This is a genomic window from Brevundimonas sp. (assembly GCF_046293315.1).
Lineage (GTDB): Bacteria > Pseudomonadota > Alphaproteobacteria > Caulobacterales > Caulobacteraceae > Brevundimonas.
Window position 1 is genome coordinate 264,853 of the sequence record NZ_JBKBPF010000001.1, and the last position, 23,238, is coordinate 288,090.

Here is a 23,238-nt window from a genome sequence, read left to right on the forward strand (position 1 = left end):
CAGCATGACCGACCGCCCCGCGATCCTGATCATGCAGCGGCATCTGGCGCCGCTGACGGCCTTTCTGGATGGGGCCTATACGGTCTACCGGTTCTGGGAGGGGCCGCCGGTGGAGGCGCGGGACGACATCCGCGCCATGGTGGTGGCCGGCGAGTTCGAGCTGGACAAGCACCTGATCGAAAGCCTGCCGCGGCTGGAGCTGATCGCCTGCTTCACATCCGGCTACGACGGTATCGATGTGGACTGGTGCCGGGAGCGCGGTCTGCCGGTGACCCATGCGCCGGGGGTGAACCACGAGGATGTGGCCGACCATGCGCTGGGGCTGATCCTGTCGGCGCGGCGACGCATCACCGAGGGCGACCGGGCCCTGCGGGCAGGGCAGTGGACGCCCGACGCCAAGACCATCACCCCCTCCCTGAACCACCTGCGGGTCGGCGTCGTCGGCCTCGGGCTGATCGGCGAGGCGGTGGCACGCCGATGCGAGGCCCTGCGGATGCGGGTCGCCTGGTGGGGCCCGCGCGAGAAGGCGGCCCCCTGGCCCCGGGCGGCGTCGCTGGAGGACCTGGCGCGGGACAGCGACGTGCTGGTGGTGGCCGGCCGGGCCGACGAAAACAACCGTGGGTTGATTTCCCGCGCCGTGATCGAGGCGCTGGGACCGGGCGGCCTGCTGGTCAATGTGGCGCGCGGGCAGCTGGTGGACGAGGACGCCCTGATCGCGGCCCTGACGGCAGGCAAGCTGGGCCATGCGGCCCTCGACGTGTTCGAGACCGAGCCCACGGACCCGGCGCGCTGGGCCGAGGTGCCCAACACCACCCTGACGCCCCACACCGCCGGCGCCACCAACGAGGCGGTCCAGGGCATGCTGGGCCTGCTGCTGGAGAACCTGTCGGCGCACTTCGAGGGGCGGCCGTTGAAGACCCCGGTGGGGTGAGACTCCGGGACGAAAAAACAGTGCAACTGGAGTCTAACTCATCCCTCCGCTCATCCCGGCGAAGGCCGGGATCCAGATGCATGATCTCGTCGCCATGTCCATGAGCCGGGTGGTCGTGCAGACCTTGCGGCACCCGGCCTTGTGATCTGGATCCCGGCCTTCGCCGGGATGAGCGGGGTTGGGGGCGCCCCGTGGGGCCAGGTGAGACTCCGAAGCGAAAAAACAGTGCAATTGGAGTGCAACGGGGCCGAAAAAACAGTGTCTGAATTGTCTGAATTGTCTGAAATCGCCCTCCCGGTCAGTTTGAACGGCCCAGTGTAAGGGCGCGTGGGGGGCGGGAGCCGAAAAAGGCGGTCGTGACGACGTGAGCCCTTGTGGGAAAAGGGACTGGCGTCGTGAAATGCGGGATTAACGGGGGGCTATTCGACGGCCAGAGGGTCGCCGGCCTCGAATTCCGTGTCGGTGATCACGCCGTTGCCGTCGGCGTCGAGGCGCTGAAAGGCGCGGGTCACCAGGTCGTTGAACTCCTGGCGCGATACGTGGTCGTCCAGATCGACGTCGGCGCGCTCAAGGGCGTTGCGCAGGCGGACCTGACCCACGCCGCTGATTATCTCCTCCCGGTCCAGCCGCCCGTCGCCGTCGGTGTCGAGACGGTTGAACCGCCGCTCGGCCCGCGCCCGGTACTCGCCAAGGGTCTCGCCGTCGCGTGGCCCGATGACGATCAGGGGCTCCACCTCGGTGGCGGGTTCCGCCGGGTCCTCGGGGTCCGGCTCCCGGCGTGGAGCGGCTGACCGCACGGGCGAGGGCGTGGCCTCGGCGGGAGCCTCGTCGGAGGCGGTCAGGGAGTCCGGAGGCGTGACCCCATCCACGGGGTCTGCTGTCGGGGCGGAGTCCACGACGGGCGGGGCGTGGCGCTCGGTGTTCTCACCCGAAGCCTCACAGCCGGCGACCAGCGGCAGGGCGAGGCCGAGAACCGCCGCCAGGCCAAGGATTTTCGCTTGCATAATCATATAAAGATATCTTTATATGATGCCATGTCATTCACGTCCGATCAGGCTGTCGAAGCCCTGCGCGCCGCGGGAGAGCCGACCCGTCTCCGGGTCCTGACCCTGCTCGCGGGCGACGAGCTGTCGGTCATGGAGTTGTCGCGCATACTGGACCAGAGTCAGCCGCGCGTGTCACGCCATCTGAAGCTGATGGCCGACGCCGGGCTTATCGAGCGATTCCCCGACGGCGCGCGCGTCTTCTATCGGTTGTCGTCGGACCTGGCCGCGCGGCGGCTGGTGGACATGGTGCTGGACCTGCTGGAGGACGGCGCCGCCGATCAGGACCACGTTCGTCTGGAGGAGGTCCGCCGCGAGCGCGAGGCCGAGGCCGCCGCCTATTTCGAACAGGTGGCGCCGCGCTGGGACCAGATGCGCTCGCTGTATGTGCGCGAGAGCGCGGTGGAGGCGGCCATCGAGCGGGCGGCCGGCCCCGGCCCCTTCGACCGGGTGGTGGATCTGGGCACCGGCTCGGGCCGCATGCTGACCCTGCTGGGCGGAAAGGCGCGCATGTCCATCGGCCTGGACCTGAGCCAGAACATGCTGAACATCGCCCGCAGCAATGCGGCCAAGGCGGGTCTGGACAAGGTGGAGCTGCGCCACGGCGACATCTTCGCCACGCGCCTGCCCGGCCAGAGCGCCGATCTGGTGGTGGTGCATCAGGTGCTGCACTATCTGACCGACCCCGCCGCCGCCGTGCGGGAGGCCGCGCGTCTGGTGGCGCCGGGCGGCCGCCTGCTGATCGTGGACTTCGCCCCCCACGGGCTGGAGCAACTGCGCGAGGCGCACCAGCATCGCCGCCTGGGCTTCTCGGACGCCGAGATCGGCGGCTGGATGAGGGAGGCCGGGCTGACGCCGTCCGCGCCCATCGCCCTGCCGCCGGACACCGAAGACCTGACCGTCACCATCTGGACCGCCACGCGGGCCGAAACCGCGAAAAGGAGCGTGGCATGACCGCCACCCCCGCCAGCCTGTCCGAGGCTCGCGCCCTGTTGCTGTCGCCGCTTGGCCCGGTGGCCCGCGCTGGACGACCGGGCGGAGCCGCGCCGCGCGTGTCGTTCGAGTTCTTTCCGCCCAAGACCGACCAGGCCGAGGAGAATCTGTGGCTTGCGGTGCGGCGGCTGGAGCCCCTGAACCCGGCCTTCGTATCGGTGACCTATGGCGCCGGCGGCTCGACCCGTGAGCGCACCCACCGCACCGTCACCCGCATCCTGTCCGAGACGACCCTGAAGCCCGCCGCGCACCTGACCTGTGTGGAGGCGTCGCGCGACGAGGTGGATCAGGTGATCCGCGAGTACAAGGCTGCGGGCGTGAACCACATCGTGGCCCTGCGCGGCGATCCGCCGGGCGGCCCAAACGCTTCAGGGGGAATCGGCGGGGTCTACCAGCCGCGCCCCGACGGCTACGCCAACGCCACAGAACTGTCCGAGGCCATCAGCCGGGTGGGTGGCTTCGAGATCTCCGTGGGCGTCTATCCGGAGAAGCATCCGGAGAGCCCGTCCATCGATCACGACATCGAGGTGCTGAAGGCCAAGGTGGACGCGGGCGCCACGCGGGCGGTCAGCCAGTTCTTCTTCGACATCGACGCCTTCCTGCGGTTCCGCGACCGGGTGGCGGCGGCGGGGGTGACCATCCCCCTGATCCCCGGCGTCATGCCGGTGACCAATTTCGGCGCCCTGAAGCGCATGTCCGGCGCCTGCGGGGCCAGCGTGCCCGACTGGCTGGGCGCCCATTTCGAGGGGCTGGACGAAGACCCCGACACCCGCCGCCTGATCGCCGCCTCCGTCGCCGCCGAGACCTGCGCGCGGCTGCAGGAGGAGGGGTTCGGCGACTTCCACTTCTACACCCTGAACCGGGCCGATCTGGTCTACGCCATCTGCCGGGTGCTGGGCGTCCGGGAAGGACAATCCTCCCCCGACGGGGGAGGTGTCGGCGAAGCCGACGGAGGGGGCTTGCCCCATGCGCCGACGCCCGGGGCCGGCCCCCTCCACCACCCTTCGGGCGGTCCCCCTCCCCCGATGGGGGAGGATAAGCAATGACCCGCGCCGACCGTATCGCCGCCCTGCACGCGGCCGCGAAGGAACGCATTCTGGTGCTGGACGGCGCCTGGGGGGTGATGATCCAGCGCTGCGAGCTGTCGGAAGAGGACTTCCGGGGCGAACGCTTCCGCGCGCACAGCCATCCGCAGAAGGGCAACAACGACCTTCTGATCCTGACGCGGCCCGACATCATCGCCGACCTGCACGACCAGTATTACGGGGCGGGCGCGGACATTTCGGAGACCAACACCTTCTCGTCCACCACCATCGGCCAGGCGGACTACGGGCTTGAGGACGTGGTGTGGGACCTGAATTTCGAAGGCGCGAGGATCGCCCGCGAAGTGGCCGACCGCTGGACCGGGAAGGAGCCGCACAAGCCGCGCTTCGTGGCCGGGTCCATGGGGCCGACCAACCGGACCCTGTCCATCAGCCCGGACGTGAACGATCCGGGCTTCCGCGCCGTGAGCTTCGACGAGGTCTATGAGGCCTACAAGCAGCAGGCCCGGGCCCTGCACGAGGGCGGGGTGGACCTGTTCCTGGTGGAGACCATCTTCGACACCCTGAACGCCAAGGCGGCCATCAAGGCGATCCTGGACCTGCAGGACGAGGGCTATGAGGCCCTGCCCCTGTGGATCTCGGGCACAATCACCGACCGCTCGGGACGGACCCTGTCGGGCCAGACGGCCGAGGCGTTCTGGAACAGCGTGCGCCACGCCAAGCCGTTCGCCATCGGGCTGAACTGCGCCCTGGGCGCGGACCTGATGCGGCCGCACATCGCCGACATCGCGCGGGTGGCCGACACCCTGGTGGCGGCCTTCCCCAACGCCGGCCTGCCCAACGCCATGGGCCAGTACGACGAGGAGCCGCACCAGACGGCCTGTCACCTGCACGAGTGGGCCGAGAGCGGGCTGGTCAACATCCTGGGCGGCTGCTGCGGCACCACCCCGGACCACATCAGGCATGTGGCCGAGGCGGTGGCGGGCGTGAAGCCGCGGGCGATTCCGGAGCGGCCAACGGCCATGCGGCTGTCGGGGCTGGAGCCGTTCGAGATCGTGTCGTGATGTTCGGAAAGCCCACGCCGATTCCAGACTGGTACGGCGCAATGGTGGCTAGCGTCGAAGCGTTTGCCGCATCACTGCCCGAGTCGGTCGAACACAATTTCGAACGGGGCCACGACCACTTCCTGCTCGACATTCTACCCCCTTCGGCTCTGCATCGCCGCCTGACGCTCGAAGGCTCTTTGGGAGAGTTTGACTACACTCTCGGCGAGGTCTGGACGGAACGACTGGACCCAAGCCCATCAGTCTGCACCCGCGTCCTCGCCGCTCTGGAGGCCGTAAGGGATGGAAAGGTAAGGGAGGTCCGAGATCGCCGAACCGGTGTGATCTACCATGTGTATCGGCTGACAACCCACGGCCTCTCGGAGTTCATGCAGGACGGGCAGTACTCGCTTTGGCGTCGGCTGAGGCTGAAGATTCGGAATGTCCAGATTCATACCCTTCCGCCCCTGACCAAGGCCCACTGATGCGCCCCACCTTCATCAATGTCGGCGAGCGGACCAACGTCACCGGCTCGGCCAAATTCCGCAAGCTGGTGGTGGACGGGAACTATGGCGAGGCCCTGTCGGTGGCGCGTCAGCAGGTGGAGGCGGGCGCCCAGGTCATCGATGTGAACATGGACGAGGGGCTGCTGGACGGCGTCGTCGCCATGCGCACCTTCCTGAACCTGATCGCGGCCGAGCCCGACATCAGCCGGGTGCCGATCATGATCGACTCCTCCAAATGGGAGGTGATCGAGGCGGGGCTGAAGTGCGTGCAAGGCAAGCCCATCGTCAATTCCATCTCGCTGAAGGAAGGCGAGGCGGCGTTCCGCGAGCATGCGGTGAAATGCCTGCGCTATGGCGCGGCGGTGGTGGTCATGGCCTTCGACGAGGCCGGCCAGGCGGATACGAAGGACCGCAAGATCGAGATCTGCACCCGGGCCTATCGCCTGCTGGTGGACGACATCGGCTTTCCCCCCGAGGACATCATCTTCGACCCCAACATCTTCGCCGTGGCGACGGGGATCGAGGACCACGACAACTACGCCGTGGACTTCATCGAGGCGGTGCGGGTGATCAAACAGACCCTGCCCCACGCCAAGGTGTCGGGCGGGGTGTCCAATGTCTCGTTCAGTTTCCGCGGCAACGAGCCGGTGCGCCGGGCGATCCACAGCGTCTTCCTGTACCACGCCATCAATGCGGGCATGGACATGGGCATCGTCAATGCGGGCGACCTGCCGGTCTATGACGACATCGACCCGAAGCTGAGGGAGGCGGTCGAGGACGTGATCCTGAACCGGCCCCAGCGCACCAATGTGTCCAACACCGAGCGGCTGGTGGACATGGCGCCGGAGTACAAGGGCGAGAAGGGCAAGGCCCGGGTCGTCGATCTGAAATGGCGCGAGGGGACGGTGGGCGACCGCATCACCCACGCCCTGGTCAACGGCATCACCGAGTTCATCGAGGCCGATACGGAAGAGGCGCGGCAGGGGGTCGAACGGCCGCTGCACGTCATCGAAGGCCCGCTGATGGACGGCATGAACGTGGTCGGCGACCTGTTCGGCTCGGGCAAGATGTTCCTGCCCCAGGTGGTGAAGTCGGCGCGGGTGATGAAGCAGGCGGTGGCCTATCTGGAGCCCTATCTGGAGGCTGAGAAGGCGGGCAAGCCGCGCGAGCAGGCGGGCCGGATCCTGATGGCGACGGTCAAGGGCGACGTGCACGATATCGGCAAGAACATCGTCGGCGTCGTGCTCCAGTGCAACAATTACGAGGTGGTGGACCTGGGAGTCATGGTCCCGGCGGACCGCATCCTGGACGAGGCGAAGGCGCACAACTGCGACATCATCGGCCTGTCGGGCCTGATCACGCCGAGCCTGGACGAGATGGTGTTCGTGGCCTCGGAGATGGAGCGGCGCGGCTTCGATATCCCGCTGCTGATCGGCGGGGCGACCACCTCCAAGACCCACACGGCGGTGAAGGTGGAGCCGGCCTACAAGCGGGGCTCGACCACCTATGTCACCGACGCCAGCCGGGCGGTGGGGGTGGTCTCGGGCCTGCTGTCGGCCACCGAGAAGGACCGCATCCAGCAGGCCACCCGCGACGAGTATGTGCGGGTGCGCGAACAGTACGCCCGGGGCCAGACCCAGAAGGCCCGCACACCCATCGAGAAGGCGCGCGAGAACCGCTTCGCCATCGACTGGGCGGCGCACAAGCCGGCGAAGCCGTCGTTCACCGGGGGGAAGGCGTTCGACGCCTGGGATCTGGCGGATCTGGCCGAGCACATCGACTGGTCGCCGTTCTTCGCCAGCTGGGAGCTGGTGGGGCGGTTCCCCGACATTCTGGACGACGAGATCGTGGGCGAGGCGGCGCGGGACCTGTACAAGGACGCCCGGGCCATGCTGGACCGCATCATCGCCGAGAAGTGGTACACGGCGCGCGGCGTGGTGGGGTTCTGGCCGGCCAATGCGGACGGGGACGACATCATCGTCTGGGCCGATGACGCGCGCACCACCGAGCTGGCCCGGCTGCACACCCTGCGCCAGCAGATGGCCAAGACGCCCGGCAAGCCCAATACAGCCCTGTCGGACTTCATCGCGCCGCTGGGCTCGGATGACTGGATCGGGGGCTTTGCGGTCACCGCCGGGCATGGGGAGCTGGAGAAGGCGGCCGAGTTCAAGGCGGCGGGCGACGACTATTCCGCCATCATGGCCACGGCCCTGGCCGACCGTCTGGCCGAAGCCTTCGCCGAGCGCATGCACAAGGCGGTGCGCACCGAGCTGTGGGGCTATGCGGCCGACGAGGCCCTGAGCGTCGCCGACCTGATCGCCGAGCGCTATCAGGGCATCCGCCCGGCGCCGGGCTATCCGGCCCAGCCCGAGCATACGGAGAAGCAGACCCTGTTCGACCTGCTGGACGCGCCGGGCCATGCGGGCATGGAACTGACCGAGAGCTTCGCCATGACCCCGCCGGCCTCGGTCTCGGGCCTGTATTTCAGCCACCCGGACAGCTTCTATTTCGGCGTCGGCAAGATCGACCGGGATCAGGTCGAGGACTATGCGCGCCGCAAGGGGTGGGAGCTGGCCGTGGCCGAGCGCTGGCTGGCGCCGATCCTGAACTATGATCCGGATCAGGCGGCGCGGGAGGACGCGGCGTAGGTTCCCTTCTCCCAGTGGGACAAGGGGGAACCCGCGCACCGGAGCGACAGCGGAGGTTCTTGCGCGGGGGATGAGGGTCGGGTGGCCCCGAAGGATGCAATCGACCCTCACCCTGCGCGCGAAGGAGCGGGCTGCTGCGCACCCCGCTGCGCGCAGCCCTCTCCCAGCGGGAGAGGGAAGGCTGGTTTCTCTCCGCCCGGTGGGAGGCTATGGACCCTCGGGACGAGACCATAGTGAAAAGAGACACCCCCATGACGGCTGCGGATCAGGCGAAGGCGATACTGGAGCGGCTGGGCGTGGGCGCGGTGTTCGGCGCGGCGGGCGTGGAGGCGCGCTCGCCCATCGACGGGTCCAGCGCCGGGCGTGTGGCGGAGGCGTCGGGCGACGACATCAAGCAGGCGGTGGCGAAGGCGCAGGGGGCGTTCGACGCCTGGCGCCGGGTTCCGGCGCCGCGGCGGGGCGAGCTGGTGCGGCTGCTGGGCGAGGAACTGAGGGCGGCGAAAGACGATCTGGCCATGCTGGTGACGCTGGAGGCGGGCAAGATCGTCTCCGAGGGCGCCGGCGAGGTTCAGGAGATGATCGACGTCTGCGACTTCGCCGTTGGGCTGTCGCGGCAACTGTACGGCCTGACCATGCCGTCCGAGCGACCCGGCCACCACATGCGCGAGACGTGGCAGCCGCTGGGGCCGGTGGCGGTGATCTCGGCCTTCAACTTCCCGGTGGCGGTATGGTCGTGGAACGCGGCGCTGGCGCTGGTGTGCGGCGATCCGGTGATCTGGAAGCCGTCGGAGAAGACGCCCCTGACCGCCATCGCGGTGCAGGCGGTGTTCGACCGGGCGGCGGCGCGGTTCGGCGACGAGGCGCCCGACGGCCTGTCGCAGGTGCTGATCGGCGGGCGCGGCGTGGGCGAGGCGCTGGCGGCCGATACGCGCATCCCGCTGGTCTCGGCCACCGGCTCGACCCGCATGGGCAAGGCGGTGGCGACCACCGTGGCCGGGCGGCTGGGCCGCAGCCTGCTGGAGCTGGGCGGCAACAACGCCATGATCGTCAGCGACAGCGCCGATCTGGATCTGGCGGTGCGGGCCATCGCCTTTTCCGCCGTGGGCACGGCGGGGCAGCGCTGCACCTCCCTGCGCCGCCTGATCGTGCATGAGGCGGTTGCTGATCAACTGTTGACTCGTCTGACCAAGGCCTACGCCAGCCTGTCCATCGGCGATCCGCGTCAGGACGGGACGCTGGTGGGACCGCTGATCGACGGGGACGCGGGACGGGGTTTCGACGCGGCGGTCGAACAGGCGCGCGCCGAGGGCGGCGAGGTGCTGACCGGCGGCGTGCACGCGGACTGGGCCGGCGGGGTCTATGTGAAGCCCGCCATCATCCGCATGCCGAAACAGTCGGATGTGGTCCTGCGTGAGACCTTCGCGCCGATCCTGTACGTGATGACCTATGCCGATTTCGACGCGGCGGTGGCCATGCAGAACGCGGCGCCGCAGGGGCTGTCGTCGTGCGTCTTCACCGAGCGCATGCGCGAGGCGGAAGGCTTTCTGTCGGCCTGGGGCTCGGACTGCGGCATCGCCAACGTCAACATCGGCCCCTCGGGCGCGGAGATCGGCGGGGCGTTCGGCGGCGAGAAGGAGACCGGCGGCGGGCGCGAGAGCGGATCGGATTCGTGGAAGGCCTATATGCGCCGCCAGACCCAGACGCTGAATTTCTCCGGCGCCCTGCCGTTGGCCCAGGGCGTGCGGTTCGACGTGTAGGAAACCGGGCCGTGGTGAACCTTTCGGCCCGTTCGGGCTTCAGGACCTATGGCCCTTGATCTCGACACACTGCTGGAAGGCTCGCCCGCCTACGGCGTCCTGGACGCCAGGGACGGCGTCGTCCTGTTCCGCCGCTCCGGACACGAGCGGGAATTCGAGGCCCTCGCGGCCGAGACCATGAAGGCGTCAGGCGCGGAATACGAAGCGATCGCGCTGGAGAACGAGGACGCTGAATGCGACCGCCTGTTCATCGCGCCGCTGTCCGAGCACAGGTCGTTTGATCGGTCCGACTGACGGCGATCCACGGAATTCCCGCTTCGGCTGTGAATCTTAAGGCCACGTTTACCATGGGGGCGGCACTTTCTGCCTAGCGGGAGCGTTCGAGGTCGCCCGCGTGTTGGGGGCGGTGTGCGTGGGCGGTTTCACGGCGGCTTTGCAGAGATTCGGTATAGGCCGTCTGGCCGCCGTGCTGGGCGTGGCGGCGGGCGTGACCGCCGTGCTGATCGCGCTGATGCTGCGCGTCGGCCAGGAGCCGGACGCGCTGCTCTATTCCAACCTCGACCTGACCGAGGCCAGCGAGATCACCAGCGCGCTGAGCCAGCAGGGCATCAAGTACAAGACCCGCGGCGATGGCTCGACCATCATGGTCCACCGCGACGACGTGGGGACCGCGCGCCTGATGCTGGCCTCGTCCGGCATGGTGACCTCGGGCAGCGTCGGCTACGAAATCTTCGACACCCAGTCGGTGCTGGGCCAGACCGAGTTCCAGCAGAACCTCAACGAGAAGCGCGCGCTGGAAGGCGAACTGGCCCGGACCATCCAGTCCATGCGGGGCGTCAACACCGCCCGGGTCCACATCACCCTGCCGCGCCGCGAGATGTTCCAGCAGCAGACCGGCGATCCCACCGCTGCGGTGGTGGTGGGGGTCGGCGGCCGCGACCTGACCGGCGACCAGATCCGCGCCATCCGCAACGTCATCGCCTCTTCGGTGCCCAACATGCGCCCCGACCGCGTCACCGTGGTGGATGAAGCCAACCGCACCCTGGCGGCGGGGGCCGAGGAGGAAGGCTTCACCGCCGGACTGGGCGACGGCCGCAGGACCGAGATGGAGGCGGCCATGACTGCGCGCATCCGCGATCTGGTCGAGGGGGTCGTCGGCGTCGGCGCCGCGCGGGTCCAGGTGTCGGCCGAGATCGACACCAGCCGCCAGACGACCCAGGAGCAGCGCTACGATCCCGACGGTCAGGTGGTGCGCTCCACCTCCACCTCCACGTCGAACTCGCAGGACAACATGGCCCAGCCCGACGGGGCGGTGGGCGCGCAGCAGAATATCCCCGGCGGCGAAGACCCCAACATGATGGCGGTCGGCTCCACCAGCGGCGACCAGTCCGAGATCACCAACTACGAAATCTCCAACACCACCACCACGACGGTGCGCGAACCGGGTCAGTTGCAGCGGGTCTCGGTGGCCGTGGCGGTGGATGGCGTCCTGACCCCGCCCGCAGGCGGCGAGGGCGAGCCCACCTACACGCCCCGGTCCGAAGAGGACATGCAGCGCATCGAGGCGCTGGTCCGCTCGGCCATGGGCTTCAGCGAGGACCGCGGCGACCAGGTCAGCGTCATCAACGTCCGCTTCAACCGCGACACCCCGGCCATCGGCGGGACGGACGCGGGAGCGCCGCTGATGAACTTCACCAAGAACGACATCATGCGCGGCGTCGAACTGCTGATCCTGCTGGTCACAGGCCTGCTGCTGATCTTCTTCGTCCTGCGCCCGCTGCTGAAGACGGCGCGGGGCGAGGGCGGGGGCGGGGTGACGTCGCTGCAGACCGTGGCGGTGGGCGGCGGCGGCTCGGGCGGGGCGCTGACCGGCGGCGGCATGGACGCCCTGCCGGCCCCCATGTCCGACATGGAAAACCGCATCGACATCGCCCGCATCGAGGGGCAGGTGAAGGCGTCCTCGGTCAAGAAGGTGGCCGAGTTCGTCTCCAAGCACCCTGAGGAATCCGTGAGCATCCTGCGCACCTGGGTGCAGGAGGGCTGATGGCTGCGCGGCTCGCCACGAAGAAGCCGGGTGTCGACGACGCCCGCCGCCTGACCGGTCCCGAGAAGGCGGCCGTGATCCTGCTCGCCCTGGGCGAGGAGCATACGGCCCTGTGGCAGGCGCTGGACGAGGAAGAGATCAAGGAGATCTCGCAGGCCATGGCCTCTCTGGGCACGATCCAGGCGACCGTGGTCGAGGAACTGCTGGTGGAGTTCGTCTCCGGCATGTCCGGGTCCGGCGCCCTGATGGGCAGCTACGACCAGACCCAGCGACTGCTGGCCGCCTTCATGCCGTCCGACCGGGTCGAGGCGCTGATGGAGGAGATCCGGGGTCCGGCCGGCCGCACCATGTGGGACAAGCTGGGCAACGTGAACGAGGCGGTGCTGGCGAACTATCTCAAGAACGAATATCCCCAGACGGTCGCCGTGGTGCTGTCCAAGGTGAAGTCGGAACACGCCAGCCGCGTGCTCACCGCCCTGCCCGAGGACTTCGCCCTGGAGTGCGTCCAGCGGATGCTGCGTATGGAGCCGGTGCAGCGCGAGATCCTCGACAAGATCGAACAGACCCTGCGCACCGAGTTCATGTCCAACCTGGCCCGCACCTCCAAGCGCGACAGCCACGAGGCCATGGCCGAGATCTTCAACAGTTTCGACCGTCAGACCGAGGCCCGGTTCCTCGGCGCGCTGGAAGAGCGCAACCGCGAGGCGGCCGAGCGCATCCGCGCCCTGATGTTCGTGTTCGAGGACCTGGGCAAGCTGGACCCCGGCGGCATCCAGACCCTGCTTCGCGCGGTCGAAAAGGACCAGCTGGCCCTGGCGCTGAAGGGCGCGTCCGACACCCTGCGCGAACTGTTCTTCTCGAACATGTCCGAGCGGGCCTCCAAGATCATGCGCGAGGACATGGAGGCCATGGGCCCCGTGCGGCTCAAGGATGTGGACGCGGCCCAGATGACCATGGTGCAGGCAGCCAAGGATCTGGCGGCCAAGGGCGAGATCATGCTGGTCGGCCAGAGCGGCGACGACGAGTTGATCTACTGACATGACCCAGCCCAAGCCCTTCATCTTCGACACCGAGTTCGACGCTTCCGGCGCCGTGATCGCCTCGCGTCCGACCCAGACGGTCAAGCGCGTCTATCTGGCTGCCGAAGTCGAAGCCCTGATCGCCCAGGCCCGCGTCGAGGCGCGCCAGCAGGCCATGACCGAGCTGGAAGGCGTTCAGGCCATGGCCCTGGCCGAAATCGGCCAGGCGGTCGGGCGGGCGCTGCCCGGCCTGGCCCGGGTGGCCCACGAGCACCGCGCGGCCTCGGCCGAGCTGGCCCTGGCCGCCGCCCGCATCATCGCCGGCTCGGCGCTGGAGCAGATGCCGCACGGCCCTCTGCATGAGGCCCTCGAGGCGCTGGGTCACGAGATCGACGCCACGCCGCGACTGGTGGTCCGCACGGGCGGGCTGTCCGATGACGCGCGCGCCCGCATCGAGGCCGTCTGCGCCGAGGCGGGTTTCACCGGTCAGGTGTCGTTCCGCGACGAGCCCGGCATGGGCATGGCCGCCTTCGCCCTGGAATGGGCCGACGGGCGCGCCGAATACAGCCCCGAAGACTCGGCCCGTCGCGTGGGTGAAGCCCTGACCGCCGCCCTGGCGGCCGAAGGCGGACACGCCGAAACCGTCCACACTCCCGAAGGAGAAGGCTGATGCCATCCGACGATCTGGCTCTTGAGGAGTTCGGCGACAGCACGGCCCTCGCCACGACGGACGACCCCGGCGACAAGACCGCCGCCGACCTGGCGCCCGTGTTCGACGTGCCGGTCAACATCTCCGCCGTGCTGGGCAAGGCGCACATGTCCGTGGCGCAACTGCTGAAACTCAATCGCGGCTCGGTGCTGGAGCTGGACCGCAAGGTCGGCGAGGCCATCGACATCTTCGTCAACAACCGTCTGGTCGCCCGCGGGGAGGTCGTCGTCGTCGAGGACCGCCTGGGCGTGACCATGACGGAAATCATCAAGACCGAGGACTCCGGCGCCTGACGGGCGACGGGACCTGGACAGAGTTTAGAGGAGAAGGACCATGCGGCTCCTGGTAGTGGGACGGCTCAGCGGACAGCTGGCGGCGGCGGTGAAGATGGCCATGGCGCACGGCGCCAAGGTGGGTCACGTCGAGCGCTGTGATCAGGCCACCGACACCCTGCGACGGGGGCAGGGCGCCGACCTGCTGATGGTGGACTATCACCTCGACATCGCCGCCCTGATCGCCGCCAACGAGGCCGAGCGCATCCATGTGCCGGTGGTAGCCTGCGGCGTGGACGCCGACGCCGACCTGGCCGCCAGCGCCATCCGCGCCGGGGCCAAGGAGTTCATCCCCCTGCCGCCCGAGGCCGACCTGATCGCCGCCGTGCTGGCCGCCGTGGCCGACGACGACCGGCCCCTGATCAGCGCCGATCCGAACATGGCGGCGGTGATCAAGCTGGCCGACCAGGTGGCGAAGTCCGAGGCCTCGATCCTGATCACCGGCGAAAGCGGCGTCGGCAAGGAGGTGATGGCCCGTCACCTGCACACCCAGTCGCGCCGCGCCGACAAGCCGTTCATCTCGGTCAACTGCGCCGCCATTCCCGACAATCTGCTGGAGTCCGAGCTGTTCGGGCACGAGAAGGGCGCCTTCACCGGGGCCGTGGCCCGGCGCATCGGCAAGTTCGAGGAGGCCGACGGCGGCACCCTGCTGCTGGACGAAATCTCGGAGATGGACGCCCGGCTGCAGGCCAAGCTGCTGCGCGCCATCCAGGAGCGCATCATCGACCGGGTCGGCGGGGCCAAGCCCGTGCCGGTCAACATCCGCATCATCGCCACCTCCAACCGCGACCTGGCCCGGGCGGTCAGCGAGGGGACCTTCCGCGAGGACCTGTTGTACCGCCTGAACGTGGTCAACCTGCGCCTGCCGGCCCTGCGCGAGCGGCCCGGCGACGTGGCGGTGCTGGCCGATCACTTCGTCAAGAAATACGCCGTCGCCAACGGCGTGCCCGCGCGGCCCCTGTCCGAGGCCGCGCGCCGCGCCCTGCTGAGCCACCGCTGGCCCGGCAATGTGCGGGAGCTGGAGAACGCCATGCACCGGGCGGTGCTGCTGGCTGCCGGGCCGGAGATCGGCGAGGACGCCCTGCGCATGCCCGACGGTCAGCCGCTGGGCGCCGGCGGCATGGGCGCAGCGCCGCGGGACGAGGGTGTGGCGGGCCATGCGGCCCAGGCCGCCGACGCGGTCACCCGCGCCTATGTGGGCCAGACGGTGGCCGAGATGGAGAAGACCCTGATCCTGGACACCCTGAGCCACTGCCTTGGCAACCGCACCCATGCGGCCACCATCCTGGGCATCTCGATCCGCACCCTGCGCAACAAGCTGAACGAATACGCCGACGCGGGTGAAGCCATCCCCGCGCCCCAGAGCGGCGTTTCGGCCGGCGTCGCCGGATCCGCCTACAACGCAGCCTGAGCGGGAGCGCAGACGTGAAACGCAGAAGCGTGATCGCCGGCCTCGGCGCGCTGGGTCTTGCCGGTTGCAGCCTCAGTGTGCGTCTCGAGCTCCCTCTTGACCTGTCTGATCTGGAGCAGCGCGAGAACGGGTCGCTCGGCCTGGCGGTTCGCCAGGGCGCCCATCAGATGTCCTGGCGCGCCACAGAACGCTTCACCTACTGCTCGACCTTCAAGCTGTTTCTGGCCGCCGCGACGCTGGAGCGCGTGGCGCGGGGCGAGGAGCGGCTGGATCGCGCCGTGCCGATCACGTCGAACGACATGATCTCCCACGCGCCGGTGACCGGCCCGGCGGTGGGCGGCGCCCTGACCATCGAGGCCCTGTGCCGGTCGACGGTGGAGCTCAGCGACAATCCCGCCGCCAACATCCTGATCCGCGAAATGGGCGGTCTCGACTCATGGCGGAACTGGTACCGTTCCATGGGAGATTCGATCACCCGCGTGGACCGGCTGGAGCCAGAGTTGAACCTTGTCGGCGATGACCGCGACACCACCACGCCGGATCAGGCGGTGGCGAACATGGGGCGGCTGCTGGCGCCGGGGCAGACGCGCCTGACGCCGGAGCACCAGACGCTGCTGGAGCGCTGGCTGACGGACTCGCCCACGGGGCCGGACCGCATCAAGGCCGCCGCGCCCGATGGCTGGCGCGTGGGGCACAAGACCGGGACCAGCAGTCTGGGACCGGTCAACGACATCGGGGTGATCTGGCCGCCCGAGGGCGCGCCCGTCTTGGTCGCGGCCTACTACGAAGGCCCGGAGGCCGACGATTTCGCCGCGGGCGAGGCCATCATCGCCGAGGCCGTGCGCCGGGCGCTGGAGGCGCTGGGACATGGCTGACGCCGGGATGATGAAGGACGGCATGGCGCGCCCCACCGGGCGCGACGTGTTCGGCTGGTTCATGCGCGGCGAAGTGGCCCTGGCGCTGGGCGTCGTGCTGATCATCTGTCTGCTCATCATCCCGATGAACAGCTTCATCCTGGACCTGTTGCTGGCCATCTCGATCATCGGCTCGGTGCTGGTCCTGATGACGGCCCTGCTGATCAAGAAGCCGCTGGACTTCGCGGTCTTCCCCACGGTCCTGCTGGTGGTGACGCTGTACCGGCTAGGGCTGAACCTGGCCTCGACCCGCCTGATCCTCAGCTACGGCCACGAGGGCACCGCCAGCGCGGGCCAGGTGATCGAGGCGTTCGGCGCCCTGATGATGGGCGGCAGCTTCATCATCGGGGTGATCATCTTCGCCATCCTGCTGGTGGTGAATTTCGTGGTCATCACCAAGGGCTCGACCCGCATCGCCGAGGTCTCGGCCCGCTTCACCCTGGACTCCATGCCGGGCAAGCAGATGGCCATCGACGCGGACCTGTCGTCGGGCCTGATCGACGAGAACACCGCCCGGTCGCGGCGCAAGGAGCTGGAGCAGGAGTCCACCTTCTTCGGGGCCATGGACGGCGCCTCGAAATTCGTGCGCGGCGACGCCGTGGCGGGCCTGATCATCACCTTCATCACCGTCATCGGCGGCCTGCTGATCGGCATCGTGCAGCACGGCATGTCGGCCGGCGACGCGGCGTCCAGCTACATCCTGCTGGCCGTGGGCGATGGTCTGGTGACCCAGGTGCCGGCGCTGATCGTGTCCATCGCCGCGGGCTTCCTGGTGTCCAAGGCCGGGGTCGAGGGGTCGGCGGACAAGGCGCTGGTGTCCCAGATGGCCATGAACCCGGTGGCCCTGGGCATGGTGTCGGCGGCGTCGGGCTTCATCGGTCTGATCCCGGGCATGCCGCTGCTGCCGTTCGCGGTGCTGTCTGGGGGCGCCGGCTATCTGGCCTGGCGACGGGGGCGAAACCGGCTGCGGCCCGAGGTGGTCGAGGTGGTCTCGGAAGGCCCGGCCGAGGCCGTGGAAGAGCCCATCTCCACCGCCCTGACCATCGACGAGGTCAAGATCGAGCTGGGCTATTCCCTGCTGAGCCTGATCAACGATCTGGAGGGCCGGCGCCTGACCGACCAGATCCGCGCCCTGCGCCGGTCGCTGGCCCAGGAGTTCGGCTTCGTCATGCCCGCGGTGCGCATCCTCGACAACATGCGTCTGGCCACCCAGGGCTACGCCATCCGCATCAAGGAGATGGAGGCCGGCGCGGGGGAGGTCCGTCTGGGCCAGCTGATGGCCATGGACCCGGCCGGGCGACAGGTGGAGATTCCGGGAGAGCACACGCGTGAGCCGGCTTTCAACCTTCCGGCCACCTGGATCGACGAGTCGCTGAGGGAAGAGGCGACGTTCCGGGGCTACACCATCGTCGATCCGTCCACGGTCCTGACCACGCACCTGACCGAGATCCTCAAGGAGAACATGGCCGAGCTGCTGTCCTATGCCGAGGTTCAGAAGCTGCTGAAGGAGCTGGGCGAGGAAGAGAAGAAGCTGGTGGAGGAGCTGATCCCCTCGGTGGTCACCGTCACCACCCTGCAGAGGGTGCTGCAGACCCTGCTGCGCGAGCGGGTGTCGATCCGCGATCTGCCCGCCATCCTCGAGGGACTGGCCGAGGCGGCGCCGCACACCAACTCGGTCACCCAGCTGGTGGAGCACGTGCGCAGCCGTCTGGCCCGTCAGCTGTGCTGGCAGCACAAGGGCGACGACGGCGCCCTGCCCATCATCACCCTGAGCCCCGAGTGGGAGCAGGCCTTCGCCGAGAGTCTGGTGGGGCAGGGCGAGGACAAGCAGTTGGCCATGGCGCCGTCACGGCTGCAGGACTTCATCCGTCAGGTGCGCGACGTGTTCGAGCGCGCGGCCATGGGCGGCGAGGCGGCGGTGCTTCTGACCGGCCCCATGATCCGCCCCTATGTGCGCTCCATCATCGAACGCTTCCGCGGCCAGACCGTGGTGATGAGCCAGAACGAGGTGCATCCCAAGGCGCGGCTGAAGACGGTCGGGCAGGTTTAGGGCGGAGGTCGGGGCGGGCGCTCTCCCTGTGCGCCGACGAGCGCGTTCAGCGCCCGGGGTGGTGATCGGGCATCGGGCGCCGTACTCTGATGCCTCGAAGCCAAATCTCTCTCGGGTTCAGGATTGGTGAGATGCTCGTTCTTGCACTGACTTGGGCGGCGCTGATTGGCTCAGCGCAAGCTGCGCCCACTATAGCGTCTCTCGAAGGTTTGCCGCCCGAGGCCGCCGGCGAGCTCGTTCTGTCAGGACGCGATCACAACGTGATCGAGGCGGTGGAATTTCCGACTTTCGCCGGTCCCCCTACGCCCGGCATTGTCGATGTGGATCTGGTCGAGCGGGCTTCGCAGCAGTCGAGCGGCTGTGTTCGCCAGCGCTGGAAGGCCGCTTTTCGGCGCCCCGCACCAGACAGCCCGGAGGACGCTGCAGTCTTCGAACGCGCCTATCCCATAACTGAAGTGGCGATGCCGTCAGACGCCGGGTGTGCAGACGGCGAATTCGTTCACGTGAACCCCGGCCTACCGGTTGAGGAGGCGCTCGACGCCCTGCGTCATCTCGCTGATGTTCGCAGCGGCGATGCCGAGGTTCAGTTCTCGTGCACGGACAGCACCGGCTCCAGCCTGTGTGAGGGCGATCAGATGATCGTGCAGGAGCTTGCCAGACTTCCTGCATGGGCGGTGACGAGACGAGATGCATCGACGGAGGTGTGGCTGGGAAACAGGGGGCAGGCCGTCACGAGCGTTGTCTTTTCAAACCCATTCTCCCCTGAAATCACGGTGGAGCGCCGGATGCCAGCGCCTTTCTGACGCACGCAACATGTCCGCACCGGGTGGGCAGCAGGCATCCCGGGCCCTAAGCCCTACCCCACCTTGCCCTTTTCGAACCCCGTCCAGACGTCGTCGTAGTCCAGCTGCATGGCCGGGGTTTCGACGGCCCATGATGTGGGGCGGAAGACCCAGCGGCTCTCGAACATGAAGGCGAGGGTGTTGTCGATCTTGTGGGGTTTCAGGTCCGCCTTGATCGCCTTGTCATAGGCGGCCTGGTCGGGGCCATGGCCGCTCATGCAGTTGTGCAGGGAGGCGCCGCCGGGGGCGAAGCCGCCGCCTTCCTTGGCGTCGTATTCGCCGTGGATCAGGCCCATGAACTCGCTCATGACGTTCCTGTGGAACCACGGCGGGCGGAAGGTGTCCTCGGCCACCATCCAGCGGGGCGGGAAGATGGCGAAGTCGCAGTTGGCCACGCCGGGCGTGTCCGACGGGCTGGTCAGCACCGTGAAGATGGACGGGTCAGGGTGGTCGAAGCTGACCGTGTTGATGGTGTTGAAGTGGGCCAGGTCGTATTTGTACGGCGCGTGATTGCCGTGCCAGGCGACCACGTCCAGCGGCGAGTGATCCAGCTGGGTGGCCCACAGGCCGCCGAGGAATTTCTGGATCATCTGCACCGGGCGGTCCGCGTCCTCGAACCAGGCCACGGGGGTCAGGAAGTCGCGGGGATTGGCCAGGCCGTTGGCGCCGATGGGGCCCAGGTCGGGCAGGCGGAACGGCTCGCCATAGTTCTCGCACACATAGCCGCGGGCCTGGCCGTCCGGCAGGTCGACGCGGAACCGCACGCCGCGCGGGATGACCACGATCTCGCCGGGACCGGCCGTGATACGGCCCATCTCGGTGAACAGGTCCAGGGCGCCGTGCTGGGGCACGATCAGCAGCTCGCCGTCGGCGTTGTAGAACACCCGGTCGGTCATGGACGTGTTGGCGGCGTACAGGTGCACGCCGATACCGGCGGTGGCCGCTGCGTCGCCGTTGCCCACATAGGTGGCCAGCCCGTCCACCCAGTCGGTGGGGGCCTCGGGCAGGGGCAGGGGATCCCAGCGCAGCCGGTTGGGCGTCGGCGGCTGTTCGGTGAAGGGCCCCGTGCGGATCAGGCGGCCGCCGTCATAGGCGGCATAGGCGCCGTGGTTGGCGCTGGGCCGCAGCCGGTACAACCAGGAGCGGCGGTTGGCGTGGCGCGGGGCGGTGAAGGCCGTGCCGGACAGCTGTTCGGCGTAGAGGCCGAAGGGCGCCTTCTGCGGCGAGTTGCGGCCCTGGGGCAGGGCGCCGTCGACCGCTTCTGTGGCCACATGGTTGCCGAAGCCGGGCATGTAGCCCGCTGGCGCGCCGGATCGGGCATGAGTCATGACGGTCGGTCTCCCATCGCGCCCGCGCCTCGGCGGACGATCACTGATTGTCCGCTGGCATAAAGCGTCCGGCCACGCGGCGCCAACCCCTGCGCTCCGCGTAACATTGTCCACCGGTTACCTGACCTGAAAACAGTCAATAACGCCATGATGAGAATTGTTCTCACGCAATAATGAAGTTGGGAAGGGTGCAAATGCACGCAGAATGTGCATTCCTGTTATTCGGGAAGCTGTTCAGGGTGAGGAATGCCGGCGCCGACGGAAGCACGCATTCGGAAGAACTACAGCCGCGTCGCACCGGCTTTGTTATCGGCGTTAACTGACTATCTCATTGTTTCGCGGCGTCAGGCCAATGACCTGGATCGCCAGCTCGTGTTGCTTGTAATAATGCTTCGCAGTGCCATGGCGCGGGGTTTCGCCGACCTGCCGTCCGAGCAGGTTCTGTCCGGGGAGCTGGACACCCTGCCGACCCTGTGGACCAACATCCGCTCGATTGCGGATTCCACCGGGATTCCGCGGGAAACGGTGCGGCGCAAGGTCAATGACCTGATCGAAGACGGCCTGGTGAAGCGTTCGGGACAGTTGCTGACCGTCACGCCCCGGGCTTTTCCCGACAGCCGCTTCGTGATCGACAAGTTCATTCGCCTGGCTGCGGTCAGCCATGTGACGATCGAAAGAATGATCGATAGCGACGACGACTCCGCCGTCTAGCCGATGCAGGCTTTCAGGGCTTTCGCCACCTCGGCCGACAGGATCGGCTTGGCGAAGAAGACGCTGTCCTTCACGCCCTGGTCCTCCCACTGACTTGGGTCATTGCCGGAGATGTAGATGACGGCGATGTCCGGATTGACCGTCCGCGCATGACGCGACACGTCGAACCCGGTTTCCTCTGCAGACAGGTTGAGGTCCACCACCAACCCGCAAAGATCGGGCCCCTCTTCGTCCAGGCGCGCGCGCGCGCCGGCGGGGTCGCTGGCCATGACCACCTGGAACCCTGCGCGTGTCAGCTCAGCCTCGAGGGTGAACAGCACCAGGGTCTCATCTTCGACCACCAGAATACGCATGGGCCCCCTCAGTTCATGCGACCGCGCCGGACCGGGTCCAGGCGGAATGGGTAAGCGGAAACTCGAAACAAATCGCCGCGCCCTTTTTGCGGCGGAGAATGACCCAACTGCCGCCGAACTCATGGCGGACGGCGTGATCGATCAGGCGACGGGCGAAGTTGTCCGCGTCCTCACCGAAATCAACCGGGTCGGGCGCCATCCAGATCAGATGAAGGCGCCCGGCGCGCTGGTGTGCACGGATTCGCGGCCTTGTCGAACCCGGCGTCGCGTCGATGCCGGATACTTGAAGCAGTTCATGGAACATCAATCCCAGGGTAATCGCGGCTTTGGGCGTAAGCGTGGCGGTGCGGCCGGATCCGCTTACAGCATGTCGCTCACGAAGGGGACGCGCGACCGCCGAAAAAATGTCCGCCAACGACACATCCGGGCCATGGCGGTTCAGCAGGCAGTTCACCGCTGCGACCGCTGAAAGCCGCCCCGCAAAGGTGGTTCGAAACCGCTCCAGCGAGGTGGTCTGCGCCGCAGCCTGTTCGGCGATGGCCAGCACCACGGCGAGGATGTTGCCCTGACGGTGGGCCAGTTCCTCCCGGAGGAACCGCTGCACGGCCTGGGCCCGCACCTGTTCGGTCACGTCCTGGCCGCGGCAGAAGATGGCCTCGACCTTGCCGTCTTCATTGCTGAGGGGCTGAAGGGTCAGATCGAGGAAGTGATCCTCTTCGGCTTCGGGCGTCAGGCGGAGGGGTTGCGCGCCTGTCCTGAAGGGCAGGCCCGAGGCCCGCACCTCGTCCAGCCGGCGTACGAGTTCTCGCCCCTGTTCGGCCTGCACGATGTCGCGCACGGATCGGCCGAGCAACCGCCGGTCGCCCAGGGCCCGCTGCAGGGCCGGATTGATCAATTCGAACACGAGGTCAGGGCCCACCAGCAGCGCCATCATGTCCGAGGTTTGCTCGAACATCTGGCTCAGACGCCGCCGCTCCGCCCAGAGCAACGCGCCGCCCGGTTCGCCGTCAGGGGACGTGACCGAATCCTCGCCGGCGCCCCGGCCCATGGTGATGGCCGCCGTCACCAGCAGACAGGGGCTGCCCTGGAGCTCGAACGGCGAGGCGCACAGCCGCCACCAGGCTTCGCGCGGCGCCTGGGCGGGATCGTTCTGGATGTCATAGCGAAACACGGGCGGCTGGACGACCTCGCCGGTGGTCAGCGCGCGGCGGACGGCGTCCAGGATGACGCGGCGACTGGTCGCGCGTCGGGCGTCGCGTCCCAGCAGGCTGTCGGCCAGGGAATGGCCGACGAGAGGACCGGCCGCAGGCGGGGTGGCCGACTGATAGGCGGTGTTTGCGAACAGCACGGTCTGGTCCGGCGCCAGCAGCACCTGGATGTCGGGGGACGCGTTCAGAACCGCGACAAGTTCGGGCGGTAGAGTATAGCGGACAGTTGTCTCCAATGCGGACGCCGGTGTCGTTTCGCCCTGGGTCATCCGCCGCCTGTCCATCGAAGCGGCTTAGACTGGGTAACGATGTTTTCCCACAGCATAAGTGATGACACCGGTGTCGAAAGTCAT

21 protein-coding genes are annotated in these 23,238 nt (G+C 68.1%); 17 read left to right on the forward strand and 4 right to left on the reverse strand.

Features of this window, described 5'->3' with window-relative positions; translation table 11 throughout:
• Positions 1–4: 4 nt before the first annotated feature.
• Entirely contained in the window at positions 5–931 is a 927-nt protein-coding gene (locus ACK4SE_RS01210) for a 2-hydroxyacid dehydrogenase (RefSeq protein ID WP_409687552.1), read from the forward strand.
• 419 nt (positions 932–1,350) lie between these two features.
• On the opposite strand, the gene ACK4SE_RS01215 is transcribed toward ACK4SE_RS01210, so the two are convergent.
• The gene (locus tag ACK4SE_RS01215) at positions 1,351–1,941 is read right to left on the reverse strand and encodes an EF-hand domain-containing protein (protein WP_409687555.1); all 591 of its coding nucleotides are present in this window, start codon (positions 1,939–1,941) and stop codon (positions 1,351–1,353) included.
• Positions 1,942–1,965: 24 nt separating this feature from the next.
• On the opposite strand from ACK4SE_RS01215, the gene ACK4SE_RS01220 reads away from it, so the two are divergent.
• The 15 genes from ACK4SE_RS01220 to ACK4SE_RS01290 all read left to right on the forward strand — a co-directional run bounded on the left by ACK4SE_RS01220 (position 1,966) and on the right by ACK4SE_RS01290 (position 19,246).
• On the forward strand, positions 1,966–2,928 hold the full coding sequence (locus ACK4SE_RS01220) for an ArsR/SmtB family transcription factor (RefSeq protein WP_409687558.1): 963 nt from the start codon (positions 1,966–1,968) through the stop codon (positions 2,926–2,928).
• Positions 2,925–4,013: a methylenetetrahydrofolate reductase [NAD(P)H] gene (gene metF / locus ACK4SE_RS01225; RefSeq protein ID WP_409687561.1), complete on the forward strand. Its 1,089-nt coding sequence runs from the start codon at positions 2,925–2,927 to the stop codon at positions 4,011–4,013. The genes ACK4SE_RS01220 and metF overlap by 4 nt, the downstream gene beginning before the upstream one ends.
• A complete protein-coding gene (locus ACK4SE_RS01230; RefSeq protein WP_409687564.1) occupies positions 4,010–5,074 on the forward strand; it encodes a homocysteine S-methyltransferase family protein in 1,065 nt (354 codons plus the stop codon). The genes metF and ACK4SE_RS01230 overlap by 4 nt, the downstream gene beginning before the upstream one ends.
• Entirely contained in the window at positions 5,071–5,538 is a 468-nt protein-coding gene (locus tag ACK4SE_RS01235; RefSeq protein WP_409687567.1) for a hypothetical protein, read from the forward strand. The genes ACK4SE_RS01230 and ACK4SE_RS01235 overlap by 4 nt, the downstream gene beginning before the upstream one ends.
• The gene (gene metH / locus ACK4SE_RS01240; RefSeq protein WP_409687570.1) at positions 5,538–8,207 is read left to right on the forward strand and encodes a methionine synthase; all 2,670 of its coding nucleotides are present in this window, start codon (positions 5,538–5,540) and stop codon (positions 8,205–8,207) included. Before ACK4SE_RS01235 ends, metH begins: the two co-directional genes overlap by 1 nt.
• A 251-nt stretch (positions 8,208–8,458) precedes the next feature.
• Complete coding sequence (locus tag ACK4SE_RS01245) at positions 8,459–9,964, forward strand: aldehyde dehydrogenase family protein (RefSeq protein ID WP_409687573.1); 1,506 nt, start codon at positions 8,459–8,461, stop codon at positions 9,962–9,964.
• Positions 9,965–10,012: 48 nt separating this feature from the next.
• Positions 10,013–10,258, forward strand: coding sequence for a hypothetical protein (locus ACK4SE_RS01250; protein WP_409687576.1), 246 nt, complete (start codon positions 10,013–10,015; stop codon positions 10,256–10,258).
• A gap of 139 nt (positions 10,259–10,397) precedes the next feature.
• Positions 10,398–12,008 carry a flagellar basal-body MS-ring/collar protein FliF gene (fliF, locus tag ACK4SE_RS01255; protein ID WP_409687579.1) on the forward strand — a complete coding sequence of 537 codons (1,611 nt, stop codon included), beginning with the start codon at positions 10,398–10,400 and terminating at the stop codon, positions 12,006–12,008.
• Positions 12,008–13,045 (forward strand): flagellar motor switch protein FliG, encoded by a 1,038-nt coding sequence (gene fliG / locus ACK4SE_RS01260; RefSeq protein WP_409687582.1) that lies wholly within the window; start codon positions 12,008–12,010, stop codon positions 13,043–13,045. The genes fliF and fliG overlap by 1 nt, the downstream gene beginning before the upstream one ends.
• 1 nt (position 13,046) lies before the next feature.
• Positions 13,047–13,697, forward strand: coding sequence for a flagellar assembly protein FlbE (locus ACK4SE_RS01265; RefSeq protein ID WP_409687585.1), 651 nt, complete (start codon positions 13,047–13,049; stop codon positions 13,695–13,697).
• Positions 13,697–14,029 carry a flagellar motor switch protein FliN gene (fliN, locus tag ACK4SE_RS01270; RefSeq protein ID WP_409687587.1) on the forward strand — a complete coding sequence of 111 codons (333 nt, stop codon included), beginning with the start codon at positions 13,697–13,699 and terminating at the stop codon, positions 14,027–14,029. The genes ACK4SE_RS01265 and fliN overlap by 1 nt, the downstream gene beginning before the upstream one ends.
• Before the next feature lie 40 nt (positions 14,030–14,069).
• Positions 14,070–15,479 (forward strand): sigma-54 interaction domain-containing protein, encoded by a 1,410-nt coding sequence (locus ACK4SE_RS01275; RefSeq protein WP_409687590.1) that lies wholly within the window; start codon positions 14,070–14,072, stop codon positions 15,477–15,479.
• Between the two features lie 14 nt (positions 15,480–15,493).
• Entirely contained in the window at positions 15,494–16,354 is an 861-nt protein-coding gene (gene bla / locus ACK4SE_RS01280; protein ID WP_409687593.1) for a class A beta-lactamase, read from the forward strand.
• A 7-nt stretch (positions 16,355–16,361) separates the two neighbouring features.
• Positions 16,362–18,443, forward strand: coding sequence for a flagellar biosynthesis protein FlhA (flhA, locus tag ACK4SE_RS01285; protein ID WP_409687873.1), 2,082 nt, complete (start codon positions 16,362–16,364; stop codon positions 18,441–18,443).
• 131 nt (positions 18,444–18,574) lie between these two features.
• Positions 18,575–19,246 carry a hypothetical protein gene (locus ACK4SE_RS01290; protein WP_409687595.1) on the forward strand — a complete coding sequence of 224 codons (672 nt, stop codon included), beginning with the start codon at positions 18,575–18,577 and terminating at the stop codon, positions 19,244–19,246.
• Between the two features lie 53 nt (positions 19,247–19,299).
• Here the strand turns inward: ACK4SE_RS01290 and hmgA are convergent, their stop codons facing one another.
• Entirely contained in the window at positions 19,300–20,613 is a 1,314-nt protein-coding gene (hmgA, locus tag ACK4SE_RS01295) for a homogentisate 1,2-dioxygenase (protein WP_409687598.1), read from the reverse strand.
• Positions 20,614–20,859: 246 nt separating this feature from the next.
• Between hmgA and ACK4SE_RS01300 the strand changes: the two genes are divergently transcribed.
• Complete coding sequence (locus ACK4SE_RS01300) at positions 20,860–21,324, forward strand: hypothetical protein (RefSeq protein WP_409687601.1); 465 nt, start codon at positions 20,860–20,862, stop codon at positions 21,322–21,324.
• Here the strand turns inward: ACK4SE_RS01300 and ACK4SE_RS01305 are convergent.
• A complete protein-coding gene (locus tag ACK4SE_RS01305) occupies positions 21,321–21,677 on the reverse strand; it encodes a response regulator (protein WP_409687604.1) in 357 nt (118 codons plus the stop codon). The two genes, ACK4SE_RS01300 and ACK4SE_RS01305, sit on opposite strands and share 4 nt — an antisense overlap.
• 13 nt (positions 21,678–21,690) lie before the next feature.
• Positions 21,691–23,154, reverse strand: a complete 1,464-nt coding sequence (locus ACK4SE_RS01310; protein ID WP_409687608.1) for a PAS domain-containing protein — start codon at positions 23,152–23,154, stop codon at positions 21,691–21,693.
• Positions 23,155–23,238 lie beyond the last annotated feature (84 nt).